15 protein-coding genes are annotated in these 14549 nt (G+C 71.4%); 5 read left to right on the top strand and 10 right to left on the bottom strand.

The window, feature by feature from the left end:
* Nucleotides 1–127: 127 nt before the first annotated feature.
* Nucleotides 128–1291, bottom strand: a complete 1164-nt coding sequence (locus P8A20_RS30715) for a glycerophosphodiester phosphodiesterase (protein ID WP_306104654.1) — start codon at nucleotides 1289–1291, stop codon at nucleotides 128–130.
* Nucleotides 1292–1523: 232 nt separating this feature from the next.
* Between P8A20_RS30715 and P8A20_RS30710 the strand changes: the two genes are divergently transcribed.
* Complete coding sequence (locus P8A20_RS30710; RefSeq protein ID WP_147962280.1) at nucleotides 1524–2195, top strand: lysophospholipid acyltransferase family protein; 672 nt, start codon at nucleotides 1524–1526, stop codon at nucleotides 2193–2195.
* 50 nt (nucleotides 2196–2245) lie between these two features.
* On the opposite strand, the gene P8A20_RS30705 is transcribed toward P8A20_RS30710, so the two are convergent.
* Nucleotides 2246–3793, bottom strand: coding sequence for an MFS transporter (locus P8A20_RS30705; protein WP_306104653.1), 1548 nt, complete (start codon nucleotides 3791–3793; stop codon nucleotides 2246–2248).
* On the bottom strand, nucleotides 3790–4341 hold the full coding sequence (locus P8A20_RS30700; RefSeq protein ID WP_147962278.1) for a TetR/AcrR family transcriptional regulator: 552 nt from the start codon (nucleotides 4339–4341) through the stop codon (nucleotides 3790–3792). The genes P8A20_RS30705 and P8A20_RS30700 overlap by 4 nt, the downstream gene beginning before the upstream one ends.
* 98 nt (nucleotides 4342–4439) lie before the next feature.
* On the opposite strand from P8A20_RS30700, the gene P8A20_RS30695 reads away from it, so the two are divergent.
* Nucleotides 4440–4943: an HAD domain-containing protein gene (locus P8A20_RS30695; protein WP_147962277.1), complete on the top strand. Its 504-nt coding sequence runs from the start codon at nucleotides 4440–4442 to the stop codon at nucleotides 4941–4943.
* A 57-nt stretch (nucleotides 4944–5000) separates the two neighbouring features.
* Here the strand turns inward: P8A20_RS30695 and P8A20_RS30690 are convergent, their stop codons facing one another.
* Together P8A20_RS30690 and argH are read right to left on the bottom strand one after the other, a co-directional pair.
* Nucleotides 5001–5972: an aldo/keto reductase gene (locus P8A20_RS30690; protein ID WP_147962276.1), complete on the bottom strand. Its 972-nt coding sequence runs from the start codon at nucleotides 5970–5972 to the stop codon at nucleotides 5001–5003.
* Nucleotides 5973–6035: 63 nt separating this feature from the next.
* Nucleotides 6036–7469 carry an argininosuccinate lyase gene (gene argH / locus P8A20_RS30685; protein ID WP_147962275.1) on the bottom strand — a complete coding sequence of 478 codons (1434 nt, stop codon included), beginning with the start codon at nucleotides 7467–7469 and terminating at the stop codon, nucleotides 6036–6038.
* Nucleotides 7470–7697: 228 nt separating this feature from the next.
* Here argH and P8A20_RS30680 point away from each other — a divergent pair, with 228 nt between their 5' ends.
* Complete coding sequence (locus tag P8A20_RS30680; protein ID WP_147962274.1) at nucleotides 7698–8297, top strand: pyridoxamine 5'-phosphate oxidase family protein; 600 nt, start codon at nucleotides 7698–7700, stop codon at nucleotides 8295–8297.
* Between the two features lie 64 nt (nucleotides 8298–8361).
* Nucleotides 8362–9063: a L,D-transpeptidase family protein gene (locus tag P8A20_RS30675; RefSeq protein WP_147962273.1), complete on the top strand. Its 702-nt coding sequence runs from the start codon at nucleotides 8362–8364 to the stop codon at nucleotides 9061–9063.
* Here the strand turns inward: P8A20_RS30675 and P8A20_RS30670 are convergent.
* From P8A20_RS30670 to argC, 5 genes are all read right to left on the bottom strand, one after another.
* Nucleotides 9057–9602 carry an arginine repressor gene (locus P8A20_RS30670; protein WP_147962272.1) on the bottom strand — a complete coding sequence of 182 codons (546 nt, stop codon included), beginning with the start codon at nucleotides 9600–9602 and terminating at the stop codon, nucleotides 9057–9059. The two genes, P8A20_RS30675 and P8A20_RS30670, sit on opposite strands and share 7 nt — an antisense overlap.
* A gap of 25 nt (nucleotides 9603–9627) precedes the next feature.
* Nucleotides 9628–10824 (bottom strand): acetylornithine transaminase, encoded by a 1197-nt coding sequence (locus tag P8A20_RS30665; protein WP_306104652.1) that lies wholly within the window; start codon nucleotides 10822–10824, stop codon nucleotides 9628–9630.
* The gene (gene argB, locus P8A20_RS30660) at nucleotides 10821–11747 is read right to left on the bottom strand and encodes an acetylglutamate kinase (RefSeq protein ID WP_147962270.1); all 927 of its coding nucleotides are present in this window, start codon (nucleotides 11745–11747) and stop codon (nucleotides 10821–10823) included. The genes P8A20_RS30665 and argB overlap by 4 nt, the downstream gene beginning before the upstream one ends.
* Nucleotides 11744–12898, bottom strand: a complete 1155-nt coding sequence (argJ, locus tag P8A20_RS30655; RefSeq protein WP_306104651.1) for a bifunctional glutamate N-acetyltransferase/amino-acid acetyltransferase ArgJ — start codon at nucleotides 12896–12898, stop codon at nucleotides 11744–11746. Before argJ ends, argB begins: the two co-directional genes overlap by 4 nt.
* Before the next feature lie 88 nt (nucleotides 12899–12986).
* Nucleotides 12987–14015, bottom strand: a complete 1029-nt coding sequence (gene argC / locus P8A20_RS30650) for an N-acetyl-gamma-glutamyl-phosphate reductase (protein WP_147962268.1) — start codon at nucleotides 14013–14015, stop codon at nucleotides 12987–12989.
* 134 nt (nucleotides 14016–14149) lie between these two features.
* Here argC and P8A20_RS30645 point away from each other — a divergent pair, with 134 nt between their 5' ends.
* Nucleotides 14150–14533 carry a hypothetical protein gene (locus P8A20_RS30645; RefSeq protein ID WP_306104650.1) on the top strand — a complete coding sequence of 128 codons (384 nt, stop codon included), beginning with the start codon at nucleotides 14150–14152 and terminating at the stop codon, nucleotides 14531–14533.
* The last annotated feature ends 16 nt before the right edge of the window (nucleotides 14534–14549 follow it).

Genomic DNA, 14549 nt, shown 5'->3' with positions numbered 1-14549 from the left:
GTCAACGCCTGCCGGGCGTGGCCGGTTGCCGCGCGCGCGGAGCTCCACCCGACCGGGGCATGCGGGCCGGACGGCTGACGCCTCCGGCCCGGCCCCGGGGCGGCCCCGGGGCGGCCCCGGGCCTCCCTCAGTCCTTGGCGAAGTCGGCGGCCGCGAGCAGCGCGGTGTCCGGGTTGTCGGAGAAGATCCCGTCGATACCCGCCTCGAAGTACGCCCGCAGAGCCCCGAACACGTCGCCGTAGGCGTTCGGGTCCGTGCCGCGCCGGAAGTCCGCCGGCAGGAAGGTGTTCTCGTTGCGCATCGTGTACGGGTGCAGGACCAGGCCCCGTGCGTGCGCGTCCGCGACCAGGGCGGTGGGGGTGGTGAGCCGTCCGGCGCCGTCCCGGGGGATGACCAGGTCCAGCGTGGGGCCGATGCCCTGCGCGAAGGTGGCGATCCACTTCAGTCCGGCGGGCCGGACCAGATCGGCGACGGTGCGGGGGTCGCCGGACTCGACGAAGTCCCAGGGGCGTTCCTTGGGGCCCGACAGCAGGACGACACGGGGCGTCGCCACCAGCTTCGCCAGCCGCTGCATGGAGCTCGGCTCGAAGGACTGGAGGATCAGCGCGGAGTTCGCCCGGTGGCGGCCGTAGCGGCGCAGCAGCTTGGCGAGCGGCTCCTCCAGGCCGAGCCCCAGGCCCCTGAAGTAGGAGGGGTGCTTGGTCTCGACGTAGAGCCAGACGGTCCTGCCGCGCCTGCGGCCCTCCTCGTCCGCCCAGCGCAGGACCTCCTCGAACGTCGGGATCTCCCAGCGCCCGTCGTAGACCGTGTTCTCCTGGCGGTTGCCGGGAATCCGCTCCTTGGCGCGGAGCGTCTTCAGCTCGGCGAGGGTGAAGTCCTCGGTGAACCAGCCGGTGATCGACACCCCGTCGACCCGCTTCGTGGCCTTGCGGCTCGCGAACTCGGGGTGCTCGGCGACGTCCGTGGTGCCGGTGATGTCGTTCTCGTGCCGGCAGACGAGGTGGCCGTCCTTGGTCGGCACGAGGTCCTGCTCGACGATGTGCGCGCCCATGTCCAGGGCCAGCTGGTAGGAGCCGAGCGTGTGTTCGGGCCGGTAGCCGCTGGCGCCTCGGTGGCCGATGACGGTGGGCACGGGGAGGTCCCGGTAGGAACCGTGTCCGCCGCTCCGCCCGGCGGGCGCGCCACGCCCGGCCGCGTGCGCCGTGCCGGACACTCCGAGAGCCGTCGTACCGAGGACGGCGGCCCCCAGGAGGGTCCGCCGACCGGGTGCAGTCTGCGCGCGCTCTGTCATGAATGCTCCTCGCATGTGATGTCCGGCACCTTCCGGGGAGGCTTGATCGTAGGCAGCTACGCCATCGGTGGGGCGGCCCGTGGACGAACATGGCGGAAACACACGTCAACACTGCGTATCGGCTCGGTGAACCCGATGTGCGGAGAGGCGGTACCCGCGAGTATCGTCCTCACCTGCACAGACCCTCACGAATTCACGCCCCGGCCGCCCGGCCACGACACCGGAGGAAGCGTTGTCCCGACTCACGGTCATCAAGGCAGTGCTCGGACCGATCCTGCGCCTGCTCTTCCGGCCTCAGGTGGAAGGCGCGGAGAACATCCCGGGGACCGGTCCGGTGATCCTCGCGGGCAACCACCTGACGTTCATCGACTCCATGATCATGCCGATCTGCTGCGACCGGCCGGTGTTCTACATCGGCAAGGACGAGTACGTCACCGGCAAGGGTCTCAAGGGCCGGCTCATGGCGTGGTTCTTCACGGGCTGCGGAATGATCCCGGTCGACCGTGACGGTGGCCGTGGCGGCGTCGCGGCGCTGATGACGGGCCGTCGGGTGCTGGAGGAGGGCCAGGCCTTCGCCATCTACCCCGAGGGCACCCGCTCCCCCGACGGCCGTCTCTACCGGGGCCGTACGGGCATCGCCCGGCTGACCCTGATGACCGGTGCGCCGGTCGTGCCGTTCGCGATGATCGGCACGGACAAGCTTCAGCCCGGCGGCGCCGGCCTCCCCCGCCCGGGGAAGGTCACGGTCCGCTTCGGTGAGCCGCTGGAGTTCTCGCGTTACGAGGGCATGGACCGCGACCGCTACGTCCTGCGGGCCGTCACGGACTCCGTGATGGCCGAGGTGATGCGGCTGTCCGGCCAGGAGTACGTCGACATGTACGCAACGAAGGCCAAGGCCGCCTGAACCGACAGGTGCATACGGGTGAGGGACCCGGCGCGATCGCGCCGGGTCCCTCATTCGTCGGGGATGATCCCCTCCTCCAGCTTCTGGTCGCGCAGCAGGTACCAGGCCGAGACCGCGGTCGCGAGCAGGACGACGGCACCGACCGCCGCCGACACCCGCAGCCCGTTCACGAAGGCCTCCTGGGCCGCGACGACGAGTTCGCTCCCCTGGTGCGCGGGAAGGTGCTCCGCCGTCTCCACGGCTCCGCCAAGGGACTCGTGGGCTGCGGCCGCCGCGGCGTCCGAGATGCCCTCGGGAGTTCCGAAGCCCTTGTAGACGCCCGTCACGATGGACCCGAGCAGCGCGATACCGAGGGCCGCGCCGAGCTCGTACGCCGTCTCGGACACAGCCGACGCGGATCCCGCCTGCTCCTTCGGGACGCTGGAGAGGATGACGTCGGAGGTGACGGTGAAGGCGAATCCCGCACCGACGCCCACCACCAGGAGCAGCACCCCGATCAGGGGGTAGCCGGTCTCCTTGTGGATCACCGTGACCACGGCGAGCGACAGGCCGATCGCTCCGAGCCCGAGTGCGACGACGGAGCGCACGGAGTAGCGGCGTGCCACCCTTCCCGCCAGGAGACCGGCGGTCACCGCGCCGACGGCCGCGGGCAGTTCGGCGAGCCCGGCCTCGAGCGGACCCCGCCCTTGGACCAGTTGCAGGAACTGGGAGAGGAAGAAGACGATCCCGGACAGGCCGAGGATGGTCAGCAGGTCGGCGAGGACCGCGCCGGAGAAGCCCCGGTGGTGGAAGAGCCGCATGTCCAGCAGGGGCGCGGGAAGCTTGAGCTGGCGGCGCACGAACCAGGTGAGGGCCAGTAGCCCACCGACGGCCGCCACACCGTTCTCCCAGCTCACACCGTGTGCAGCGGCCTCCTTGATGGCGTACACGACGCCGATCATGCCGACCAGGGAGAGCCCCACGCTGGGCAGGTCCCAGGGGCCGGGCGCCGGGTTCTTCGACTCGGGGATCATCTTGCTGCCGACGGCGACGAGGACCGCCATGACGGGCAGGTTGATCAGGAAGACCGACCCCCACCAGAAGTGCTCCAGCAGGAGCCCGCCCACGACCGGCCCTACGGCCGCGCCCGCCGAGGCCATGGCGCCCCAGATGCCGACGGCGAGGCTGCGTTCGCGCGGGTCGTGGAAGAGGTTGCGGATCAGGGCGAGGGTCGACGGCATGAGCGTGGCGCCCGCGACGCCGAGCAGGGCCCTGGCCACGATCATCATCTCGGGGCTCGACGCGTAGGCGTTGAGCACGGAGACCGCCCCGAAGGCGGTGGCACCGGTCAGCAGCAGCTTCTTGCGGCCGATGCGGTCTCCGAGGCTGCCCATCGAGACCAGGAGCCCGGCGATGACGAAGGAGTAGACGTCGCCGATCCAGAGCAGCTGGGTTCCGGTCGGTTCGAGATCCTCGCTGAGGAACGGGGTGGCCAGGCCGAGGACGGTGGCGTCGACGGCGACCAGCAGCACCGCGAGGACGAGGACCGTGAGGGCGATCCACCGTCCCGGATGGTGCTCGTCGCCCGTGACGCCCGCCTTTGAGAAGGTGCTGCTCATTTCTCCACGCTCCGGCGTGCTCCGCCGAGGAGCAACTCGACGATCATGTAGGGGAAGTCCCGCGCGGCGACCCGGCCGGCCTGTACGGCCCACGCACAGCTCCCGATCAGGCCGTACAGCGCCTCGGTCAGCCAGGCCGGCGTGAGGTCGATCCGGAATTCGCCACGCTCCTGGCCACGCAGGAAGAAGGCCGAGACCCGGGCGTCGAGGCGGCTCCACCCCTCGTTGACGTCGTCGCCCTCGAAGAGCTGGTTCTCGGTGATGAGGAACGACAGCAGCCCGGCGGCGGGCTGGACCGCCGCGACGAAGCGCCGGAGCCCCTCCTCGGCGCTCCCCTCGTCGAGTCCGGCGGCGTCCAGCGCGGCTTCGAATTCCTTGATGCCGAGGTCCTCCAGCGCTCCGACCAGCGCGTCCCGTCCGGCGAAGTGCCGGTGCAGGGTGGCACGGCCGATGCCCGCGGCCCTGGCCACCTCGTCCATGGTCGCCGTGGATTTACGGGTCAGCAGTGCGGCGGCGCTCCGCAGCACCTGCTCACGGTCAAGAGTCATGAGACAAAGTTAGCCCAGATGAGACATTGACGTCTCACCACCCCTGCCTCGGGCCGGGCACCACGGCTCCCGGCATCCCCGGGGTGCACCATGGCGGCATGAAGCCGCTGCTGCTGATCGACATCGACGGTCCGCTCAATCCGTACGCGGCACTCGCCCGCAGCACGCCTCCCGAGGGATACCGGATCCACCCGATGCGGCCGACGGGGTGGAAGGACGGAGTCGCGCTGCCCGTCCTGCTCAGCCCCGGCCACGGCGAGGAGCTGCTGGCCCTCGCCGACCGGTACGAGCTGGTCTGGGCGACCACCTGGAAGGACGAGGCCAACGAGTGGGTCGGCCCCCGGCTCGGTCTGCCCCCGCTGCCGTTCATCGACTGGCCCGCCATGCACGGGGCGACGGCCGACGGGACGTACTGGAAGACGCGGTACGTCGTCGACTACGCGGACGGCAGGCCGTTCGCCTGGGTGGACGACGAGATCTCCGGGCTCGACACGGACTACGTCGCCGCGCATCATCCGGGCCGGGCCCTGCTCCGTCGGATCGACCCCTGGGTGGGGCTGCTGCGGGAGGACTTCGACGCCCTCGCCGGCTGGGCGGCATGAAGCGGCGCCTGCGCGGACCGGCGCGAAGGCGGGCGTGCTCCGAGCAGGTGCGGGCCGTCAGCTCCAGGGCAGCGAGGCCCGGTGCCGCCAGTACGCCTCCGGCTCCTCCACCAGGGCCGCCAGCCGGTCCAGCCGGTCCGGGTCCAGGTCGAGCAGCGGCGCGTGGAGGTTCGCCGCCAGCTGGGTGACGGTGGCCGCGCCGGACAGGACGACTCCGGCCCACGGCCGGCGGAGGACGTGCGCCAGGGCGACGGCGTCCGCGTCCAGTCCGGCCTCGGCCCCGATCTCGCGGACCACGGCGGGCGCCTCGGTCCCGGCGAGCCGGCCGTTGGCCATGGCCTCCTTGACGATCACGGTGACCCCGGCGTCGTGCGCCTCGGCGAGCGCGGCTCCCGCGGAGGTCTCCAGGGCGTTGTAGGTGGCCTGGACGGTACGGAAGAGGGGTTCGCCGTCCACGGTCACGGCGAGGGCGGCCCGGATGGCGTCGGCCTGGCCGGGGCCGCTCGCGGAGAAGCCGACCGTGGTCCCGGAGGCGGCCAGCTCGGCGAGACGCGCGTGGAGGTCCTTGTCGCCGAGCGCCGGACTGTCCGCGGTCACCGAGTGGACCTGGTAGAGATCGAGCCGGTCGCCGAGCAGTCCGGCCGTCTCGGCGTACTGCCGTTCGAAGGTGGCGAGCGAGTGGTCCTTGACCTCGTGCTCCTCGGCGTCCACCCGCCAGTCACCGGTGTAGGTGTAGCCCCACTTGCTGCCGACGACCACGTCCGTCACCTCGGGGCGGGCGGTCAGCCATCCGGCGAGGAACTCCTCGGCGCGGCCGTAGGAACGGGCGGCGTCGAAGTAGCGCACACCCTGGGCGTAGGCCGCGTCCAGGAGTTCGTGGGTGCGGGCGCGCATCGCGTCCACGCCGCGGTCGGCGGGCAGATCACGGTCCCGGTGCGGGGTGATGTAGCCGGGCCTGCCGACGGCGGCCAGGCCGAGCCCGATGTGGGAGGTCGGGGTAGTCGCTCGGTTCAGGCGGGCGAAGGGCATCGCGGGCTCCTCTGGGTCGGTTCCGAACGCCTTCCCGTCAACGTAGCCCGCGATGCCTGCGAATCACCCGCGCGCTGTCGCCCAGGCGTGCTGCGTCACCAGGTCGGCCTTCACCTCGGCCAGCTGGACCGCGACGGCCGAGGGGGCCGTCCCGCCGCGACCGTTGCGGGAGGCCAGCGCGCCGGGCACGTTCAGGACGGTGCGGACCTCCGGGGTGAGGTGCGCCGAGATCTTCGCGAACTGCTCGTCCGTCAGCTCGTCGAGCTCGATGCCCTCCTGCTCGCACACCTTCACGCACTCACCCGCGACCTCGTGCGCCACCCGGAAGGGGACGCCCTGCTTGACGAGCCACTCGGCGATGTCCGTGGCGAGCGAGAAGCCTGCCGGGGCGAGCTCCTCCATGCGCTCCCGGTTGACCGTGAGCGTGGCCATCATCCCGGTGAAGGCCGGCAGCAGGATCTCCAGCTGGTCACAGGAGTCGAAGACCGGCTCCTTGTCCTCCTGGAGATCGCGGTTGTACGCGAGCGGGAGGGCCTTCAGGGTCGCCATCAGGCCGGTCAGGTTGCCGATGAGGCGGCCGGACTTGCCCCGGGCCAGCTCGGCGATGTCCGGGTTCTTCTTCTGCGGCATGATCGAGGAGCCGGTGGAGAAGGCGTCGTGCAGGGTGACGAAGGAGAACTCCTTCGTGTTCCAGATGATGATCTCCTCGGCGATCCGGGAGAGGTTGACGCCGATCATCGCGGTGATGAAGGCGAACTCGGCGACGAAGTCACGGGACGCGGTGCCGTCGATCGAGTTGGCGACGGAGCCGCGCTCGAAGCCGAGGTCCGCGGCGACCGCCTCCGGGTCGAGCCCGAGGGAGGAGCCGGCCAGTGCTCCGGATCCGTACGGGGACACGGCGGTCCGCTCGTCCCACTGCCGCAGCCGCTCGGCGTCCCGGGAGAGGGACTGCACGTGCGCCAGGACGTGATGGGCGAAGAGGACGGGCTGGGCGTGCTGGAGGTGCGTACGGCCGGGCATGGCGACGTCGGGGTGCGCCTCGGCCAGCCCCACCAGGGCGTCCTGGAGCTCGGCCACCAGCCCGCCGATGATCCGGGCGTGGTCGCGCAGGTACATGCGGAAGAGCGTGGCCACCTGGTCGTTGCGGGACCGGCCGGCCCGCAGCTTTCCGCCGAGGTCCGGGCCCAGGCGTTCCAGGAGCCCGCGCTCCAGGGCGGTGTGGACGTCCTCGTCGGCGACGGTGCCGGTGAAGGAGCCGTCGGCGACGGCGGCTTCGAGCGAGTCCAGACCCTGGGTCATCCGGGTCAGCTCGTCGTCGGTGAGCAGTCCCGCCTTGGTGAGCACACGCGCGTGGGCACGGGATCCGGCGATGTCGTACGGGGCGAGCCGCCAGTCGAAGTGGACGGACGCGGACAGCTTGGCCAGCGCCTCGGCCGGACCGTCGGCGAAACGGCCACCCCAGAGGCGTACGTCGCTGTTTCCGGTGCCGTTGCTCACTGCGTGCTCCTCGGGAGTGCAAGGGATGTACGTCCGCCTCACGGCGTGATGGCATAACTATGCAAGGGTCTGCATGCTTTGTCAAAGCTGCTGGTCGGGGCGTCGGAGAACAGTGACCCCCGGGAGGCGGCCCCACTGCTGGACGCCCGGCCCCTTCGCCCGGGAGCGAGGCATGTCCGGACTGTGAAAACCCGCGCCGCGCCCCGCCGCCCGACCCAGACTGACCCCATGGGAAAAACACATGAACGCATCGAGGGACGGCTCAGGACGTTCATCGAGGAACAGCCGCTCTTCTTCACCGCGACCGCGCCCCTGGACGGCGAGGGCACCGTCAACCTCTCGCCCAAGGGGGTGAGCGGGTCGTTCGCCGTCGTCGACGAACGGACCGTGGCCTACCTCGACTTCGCCGGGAGCACTGCCGAGACCGTGGCCCACCTCCGGGAGAACGGGCGCATCACGCTGATGTGGTGCGCGTTCCAGGGCCCGCCGAACATCGTCCGCGTGCACGGCCGGGGTGAGCCCGTCTTCCGTGACGACCCGCGCTTCCCCGGTCTGCTCGGTCATTTCCCCGGGGTGGACCCGACACCTCACGGGCTGCGCGCGATCATCGTGGTGACGGCCGAACTGATCCGGGACAGCTGCGGTTACGGGGTGCCGTTCATGTCGTACGACGAGGACCGCTCGCTGCACGCCGACCGTTTCCGGCGCGAGGACGACGAGAGTCTGAGCCGGTACTTCGAGAAGAAGTCCGACATCGCGACCAGCATCGACGGGCTGCCCGGGCTCCCGCTGCCGCTGCCCGCGATGCCCTCGCCCCCGGCGGGGTGACCCTCTGGGCCGTACGGAGCAGGTGCGGTGGGGGCCTGCCGCCGTGCCCCGTACGGTCCGGAGCATGCGCAGATTCCTGGTGACCGCCTCGGCCCTGCTGGCACTGGCCGGTTCACTCGCGGCGCGGCCCGCGGAGCCGCAGCCCCTCCCGGAGCGGCTGGCCGACACCGGCGGCGGTACGCAGTTGATCACCGCCGAGGCCCCCGGCACGGACTCCACCACCGGCACGGTCACCTGGTGGGACCGGCGCGGGGGCGGCTGGGTGGCGGCGGGTTCGGCACCCGCCCGCTTCGGGGCGAACGGCCTGGCAGACGGGACGACCCGTGTCCAGGGCACGAACACCACACCCACAGGCCTGTACGACCTGCCGTACGCCTTCGGCATCGAGGCCGCCGCGCGGGGGGTCCGTTATCCCTACCGCCGCGTCGGCGAAGGCTCGTGGTGGTGCCAGGACAACGCGTCCCGCGCCTACAACCGCTGGGTGGACCCGCGGCCCGCCGACTGCCGCCCCGAGGAGGCCGAACACCTCGCCGGCTACTCCACCCAGTACGCCCGTGCCCTCGTCATCGGCTTCAACTACCACCGGCCGGTGCGGGGCAGGGGCGCCGGGATCTTCCTGCACGTCGACGGCAAGGGAGCGACCGCCGGCTGCGTGTCCGTGCCGGCGGCCGCCATGGGCCGGATCCTTGCCTGGGCCGACCCTGCCCGCCGTCCGCACATCGCGGTCGGGACGGCGTCCGGCCCGACCGCGATCACCCGCTACTGAGATCCGCGGTCGTTCTGGGCCAGCCGCAGCAGGTGGTCGGCGAGCGCCTGGCCGCCGTTCGGGTCACGGCTGATCAGCATCAGCGTGTCGTCCCCCGCGATCGTGCCCAGGATCGCCCGGAGTTCGGCCTGGTCGATGGCCGAGGCGAGGAACTGCGCGGCGCCCGGCGGCGTACGCAGCACCACGAGGTTGGCCGAGGCCTCCGCGGAGATGAGCAGCTCGGCGGAGAGCCTGCGCATCCGCTCCTCCTTCGCCGAGCCCCCGAGCGGCGCCTGCGGGGTGCGGAAACCGCCTTCGCTCGGCACCGCGTAGATCAGCTCTCCGCCGGTGTTGCGGATCTTCACCGCGCCGAGCTCGTCCAGGTCGCGGCTGAGCGTCGCCTGGGTGACGCTCAGCCCGTCGTCGGACAGCAGCCTGGCCAGCTGGCTCTGTGAGCGCACCGGCTGACGGTTCAGGATGTCCACGATCCTGCGGTGGCGTGCCGTGCGTGTCTGTGGCACCGACGGCCCGCCGTGCTCGGTTTCCTGCGCCTCGGTCATCGTCGTCGCCTCATTCTCCGGAATGTCACTCCCCGGATCGTCCGTCCCCGTAAGCCGTGTCGAGAGCTCCCGGCAGAAGCCGCAGGAACGCGTCCACCTCGGCGTCACCGATGATCAGCGGCGGCATGAGCCGTACGACGTCGGGGGCGGGTGCGTTCACCAGGAGTCCGGCTCCCTGGGCCGCCTGCTGCACCTTCGGTGCGAGGGGCCCGGTGAGCACGATACCCAGCAGCAGTCCCGAGCCGCGGACGTGGGAGACCAGCGGGTGCCCGAGGCCCTCGACGCCGTCCCGGATCCGCTCGCCCAGCCGCTTCACGGTGTCCAGGGTGCCTTCGGCCGACAGGGTGTCCAGCACGGCCAGGCCGGCGGCGCAGGCGACGGGGTTGCCGCCGAACGTCGTGCCGTGCTGACCGGGCTTCAGCAGGTCGGCCGCGGCGCCGAACGCGACGGTCGCGCCGATCGGCAGTCCGCCGCCGAGCCCCTTGGCCAGGGTGACCACGTCGGGCTCGACGCCCTGGTGGGCCTGGTGCTCGAACCAGTGGCCGCAGCGCCCGATCCCGGTCTGCACCTCGTCCAGGACGAGCAGGGTGCCGGTGGCCCGGGTGATCTCCCTGGCCGCCTCCAGATAGCCCTTGGGCGGTACGACGACGCCGTTCTCGCCCTGCACCGGCTCGATGACCAGCAGCGCGGTGTCGGTCGTCACGGCGGCCCGGAGCGCCTCGACGTCTCCGTACGGCACATGCGTGACGTCGCCGGGCAACGGCAGGAACGGGGTGCGCTTGGCGGGCTGGCCGGTCAGCGCGAGGCTGCCCATGGTCCGGCCGTGGAAGCCGCCGTCGGTGGCGACCACGTGCGTCCGGCCGGTCAGCCGGCCGATCTTGAAGGCCGCCTCGTTGGCCTCGGCGCCGGAGTTGGAGAAGAAGACCCTGCCGGTGCGCCCGAACAGCTGCAGCAGCCGCTCGGCGAGCGCGATGGGCGGCTCGGCGGTGTAGAGGTTGGAGACGTGGCCGAGGGTGGCGATCTGGGTGGAGACGGCCTCGACCACAGCGGGGTGGGCGTGGCCGAGCGCGTTGACCGCGATCCCGCCGACGAAGTCGAGGTACTCGGTGCCCTCGGCGTCCCAGACCCGGGCGCCCTCGCCGCGCACCAGCGGCAGTTGCGGGGTGCCGTAGTTGTCCATCAGCGCACCCTGCCAGCGCTGCGCGAACTCCTGGTTGCTCATGACTCCCCCTCAGCGCCGGACCGGGCGGCGGCTGTTGCGTCGGGCACGACCATCGTGCCGATTCCTTCGTCGGTGAAGATCTCCAGCAGGATCGAGTGCTGGACCCTGCCGTCGATGACACGGGCGGTCTCGACACCGTTGCGTACGGCGTGGAGGCAGCCCTGCATCTTGGGCACCATGCCGCTGGAGAGGTCGGGCAGCAGCTTCTCCAGCTGGGTGGCGGTGAGACGGCTGATGACGTCGTCGCTGTTCGGCCAGTCCTCGTACAGGCCCTCCACGTCGGTGAGGACCATCAGCGTCTCCGCGTTCAGCGCGGCGGCGAGTGCGGCTGCCGCCGTGTCGGCGTTGACGTTGTAGACGTGGTTGTCCTCCGCCGAGCGTGCGATGGAGGAGATGACCGGGATGCGGCCGTCGTCCAGCAGTGCCTGGATCGCTCCGGTGTCGATGTCGGTGATCTCACCGACCCGGCCGATGTCCACGGCCTCGCCGTCGATCACGGGCCGGTGCTGGACGGCGGTGATCGTGTGCGCGTCCTCGCCGGTCATACCGACGGCGAGCGGGCCGTGCTGGTTGAGCAGGCCGACGAGCTCACGCTGGACCTGCCCTGCCAGGACCATACGGACGACGTCCATGGCCTCGGGCGTGGTGACCCGCAGTCCCGCCTTGAACTCGCTGACCAGGCCCTGCTTGTCGAGCTGGGCACTGATCTGGGGGCCGCCGCCGTGCACCACGACGGGCTTCAGCCCGGCGTGCCGCAGGAAGACGACGTCCTGGGCGAAGGCGGCCTTCAACTCCTCGTCGATCATGGCGTTGCCGCCGAACTTGATGACGACGGTCCTGCCGTTGTGCCGGGTGAGCCAGGGCAGCGCCTCGATGAGGATCTGCGCCTTCGGCAGCGCGTTGTGCTTCCTCGCGGCGCTCATGAGCTGTACGCGCTGTTCTCGTGGACGTACTCGGCGGTCAGGTCGTTGGCCCAGATGACGGCGGACTCCGAGCCCGCCGCGAGGTCCGCGGTGATCCTGACCTCCCGGTAGCGCATGTCGACCAGTCCGCGGTCCTCGCCGACGCTGCCGTTCCTGCACACCTGGACGTCGTTGATGGCGACGTTCAGCCGGTCGGGCTCGAAGGCGGCCTTCGTGGTGCCGATGGCGGAGAGGACCCGGCCCCAGTTGGGGTCCTCCCCGTGGATGGCGCACTTGAGGAGGTTGTTGCGGGCGATGCTCCGGCCGACCTCGACGGCGTCGTCCTCGTTCGCGGCGTTGATCACCTCGATCCGGATGTCCTTGGACGCGCCCTCGGCGTCGCCGATCAGCTGGCGGGCGAGGTCGGCGCAGACGCTCTGCACGGCCCGGTCGAACTCGGCCTGCTCAGGGGTGATGCCGCTCGCCCCGGAGGCCAGCAGCAGCACGGTGTCGTTGGTCGACATGCAGCCGTCGGAGTCGACCCGGTCGAAGGTGGTGCGGACCGCGGCACGCAGGGAGGTGTCGAGCGCGGGCGCTTCGACATCGGCGTCGGTGGTGAGGACCACCAGCATGGTGGCGAGGCCGGGGGCGAGCATGCCCGCGCCCTTGGCCATGCCGCCGACGGTCCAGCCTTCGCCGCCCGCGACGGCGGTCTTGTGGACCGTGTCCGTGGTCTTGATCGCGATGGCGGCCTTCTCGCCGCCGTGCTCGCTCAGGGCGGCCGCGGCGGCCGTGATTCCGGGCAGGACCTTGTCCATGGGCAGGAGCAGGCCGATCAGCCCGGTCGACGCGACCGCGATCTCCCCGGCGCTGTGACCGTCGAGGACCTCGGCCGCCTTCTCCGCGGTGGCGTGGGTGTCCTGGAAGCCCTGGGGTCCCGTACAGGCGTTGGCGCCACCGGAGTTGAGGACGACGGCGGTCACCTCGCCGCCCTTGAGGACCTGCTCCGACCAGAGGACGGGAGCGGCCTTGACGCGGTTGGAGGTGAAGACGCCCGCGGCGGCGCGGCGGGGCCCGTCGTTGACCACGAGGGCCAGGTCGGGACCACCGCTCTCCTTGATCCCGGCGGCGATTCCCGCCGCCGTGAATCCCTTGGCTGCCGTGACGCTCACTGCATCTCCTCGTTCGTTTCTCCGCCCGCGTGGTGCGTCGGCGCGGCATTCGTCGTCACCCGCGGCCCGGTGGCCGCGCGTGTGTCGCTCACGGTGCGACCCCGATCGTGGAAAGACCCGTGTCCTCGGCGAGGCCGAGCGCGATGTTCATGCTCTGCAGGGCGCCCCCGGCGGTGCCCTTGGCGAGGTTGTCGATGGCGCTGATCACGATGATCCGGCCGGCCGCCTCGTCGTGGGCCACCTGGATCTGCACGGCGTTGGATCCGTACACCGCCGCGGTGGAGGGCCACTGCCCCTCGGGCAGCAGGTCGACGAACGGCTCGTCGGCGAAGGCCTTCTCGTACGCCGCGCGGAGCGACCCGGCGCTCACCCCGGGCTTCGCCTTGGCACTGCACGTGGCGAGGATGCCGCGGGGCATGGGTGCGAGGGTCGGGGTGAAGGACACGGACACGGGCTCACCTGCCGCGGCGCCGAGGTTCTGGATCATCTCGGGGGTGTGCCGGTGGACGCCGCCGACGCCGTAGGGCGTCATGTTGCCCATGACCTCGGAGCCGAGCAGGTGCGGCTTGGCCGCCTTGCCCGCGCCGGAGGTACCGGACGCCGCGACGACGACGGCCTCGGCCTCGGCGAGGCCGGCCACGTAGGCAGGGAAGAGCGCCAGGGAGACGGCCGTCGGGTAGCAGCCGGGCACGGCGATGCGCTTGGTCCCCTCCAGTGCGGCGCGGGCGCCGGGCAGCTCGGGCAGGCCGTAGGGCCAGGTGCCGGCGTGCGGCGAGCCGTAGAACTTCTCCCAGTCCGCCGGGTCCGCGAGCCGGAAGTCGGCGCCCATGTCGACGACGAGCACCTCGTCACCGAGCTGTTCCGCCACGGCCGCGGACTGCCCGTGCGGCAGGGCCAGGAAGACGACGTCGTGACCGCTGAGCACCTCCGCCGTGGTCGGCTGGAGCACGCGGTCCGCGAGCGGCCGCAGGTGCGGCTGCAGGGCGCCGAGCCGCTCCCCTGCGTTGGAGTGGGCGGTGAGGGCCCCGATCTCGACCTGTGGGTGAGTGAGGAGCAGGCGGAGCAGCTCCCCGCCGGCGTAACCGCTCGCTCCTGCCACTGCCGCACGTACCACCATCGGAATTCCTCCTCATCGATGGCATGACTATACGCAGGTGTGCAGTTTTATGCAAAGATCGGCGGCCGGGATCGGCTGGAACACACACGGGAGTGCGCGGCCGAGCCGTCCTCTCGGCAGGGCAGACTCCCCCCATGCAGCTCCCCGCCGAAGCCGTCGTCGCCACCGCGCTGATAGAGGTCGTCAGGATCTCCGCACTCCCGGCCGGGAGGAACGCCGCGTATCCGGGCACGTCGGTCGCCCACTGGTGCGGGAGCGAGGCGGCCGACGCCCTGGCACTGATCGGAAACCTGCCGGCCGGCGAACAGCACCGCTGCGGGTTCTCGCCGGGCTGGAGCGTCCGGGCGTACGGGGACTGCCTCGACGCGGCGCTGTTCGAGGCCGCGTTCTGCTTCAGCTGTCACGAGGTCCGCATGCACGGACCGGCCGTGCCCCCCGCGTCGGCCACGCAGTTCTTCGACGCGGACGCCACACCGGCCCGGACCCTTCTGCACCTGTTCCGGACGGCGGGACCGTAGACTGCCGGACCGGCCA

It is taken from the genome of Streptomyces sp. Alt3, from assembly GCF_030719215.1.
GTDB lineage: Bacteria > Actinomycetota > Actinomycetes > Streptomycetales > Streptomycetaceae > Streptomyces > Streptomyces glycanivorans.
This window is presented reverse-complemented; position numbering and strand designations above follow the sequence as displayed.

Coding starts and splice junctions, on each gene's coding strand:
- P8A20_RS30680 (WP_147962274.1), top strand. CDS start 7,698: ATGGGAAAAACACATGAACGCATCGAGGGACGGCTCAGGACGTTCATC.
- P8A20_RS30665 (WP_306104652.1), bottom strand. CDS start 10,824: ATGAGCAACCAGGAGTTCGCGCAGCGCTGGCAGGGTGCGCTGATGGAC.
- argC (WP_147962268.1), bottom strand. CDS start 14,015: ATGGTGGTACGTGCGGCAGTGGCAGGAGCGAGCGGTTACGCCGGCGGG.
- P8A20_RS30670 (WP_147962272.1), bottom strand. CDS start 9,602: ATGACCGAGGCGCAGGAAACCGAGCACGGCGGGCCGTCGGTGCCACAG.
- P8A20_RS30700 (WP_147962278.1), bottom strand. CDS start 4,341: ATGACTCTTGACCGTGAGCAGGTGCTGCGGAGCGCCGCCGCACTGCTG.
- argB (WP_147962270.1), bottom strand. CDS start 11,747: ATGAGCGCCGCGAGGAAGCACAACGCGCTGCCGAAGGCGCAGATCCTC.
- P8A20_RS30675 (WP_147962273.1), top strand. CDS start 8,362: ATGCGCAGATTCCTGGTGACCGCCTCGGCCCTGCTGGCACTGGCCGGT.
- P8A20_RS30715 (WP_306104654.1), bottom strand. CDS start 1,291: ATGACAGAGCGCGCGCAGACTGCACCCGGTCGGCGGACCCTCCTGGGG.
- P8A20_RS30695 (WP_147962277.1), top strand. CDS start 4,440: ATGAAGCCGCTGCTGCTGATCGACATCGACGGTCCGCTCAATCCGTAC.
- P8A20_RS30690 (WP_147962276.1), bottom strand. CDS start 5,972: ATGCCCTTCGCCCGCCTGAACCGAGCGACTACCCCGACCTCCCACATC.
- P8A20_RS30705 (WP_306104653.1), bottom strand. CDS start 3,793: ATGAGCAGCACCTTCTCAAAGGCGGGCGTCACGGGCGACGAGCACCAT.
- P8A20_RS30645 (WP_306104650.1), top strand. CDS start 14,150: ATGCAGCTCCCCGCCGAAGCCGTCGTCGCCACCGCGCTGATAGAGGTC.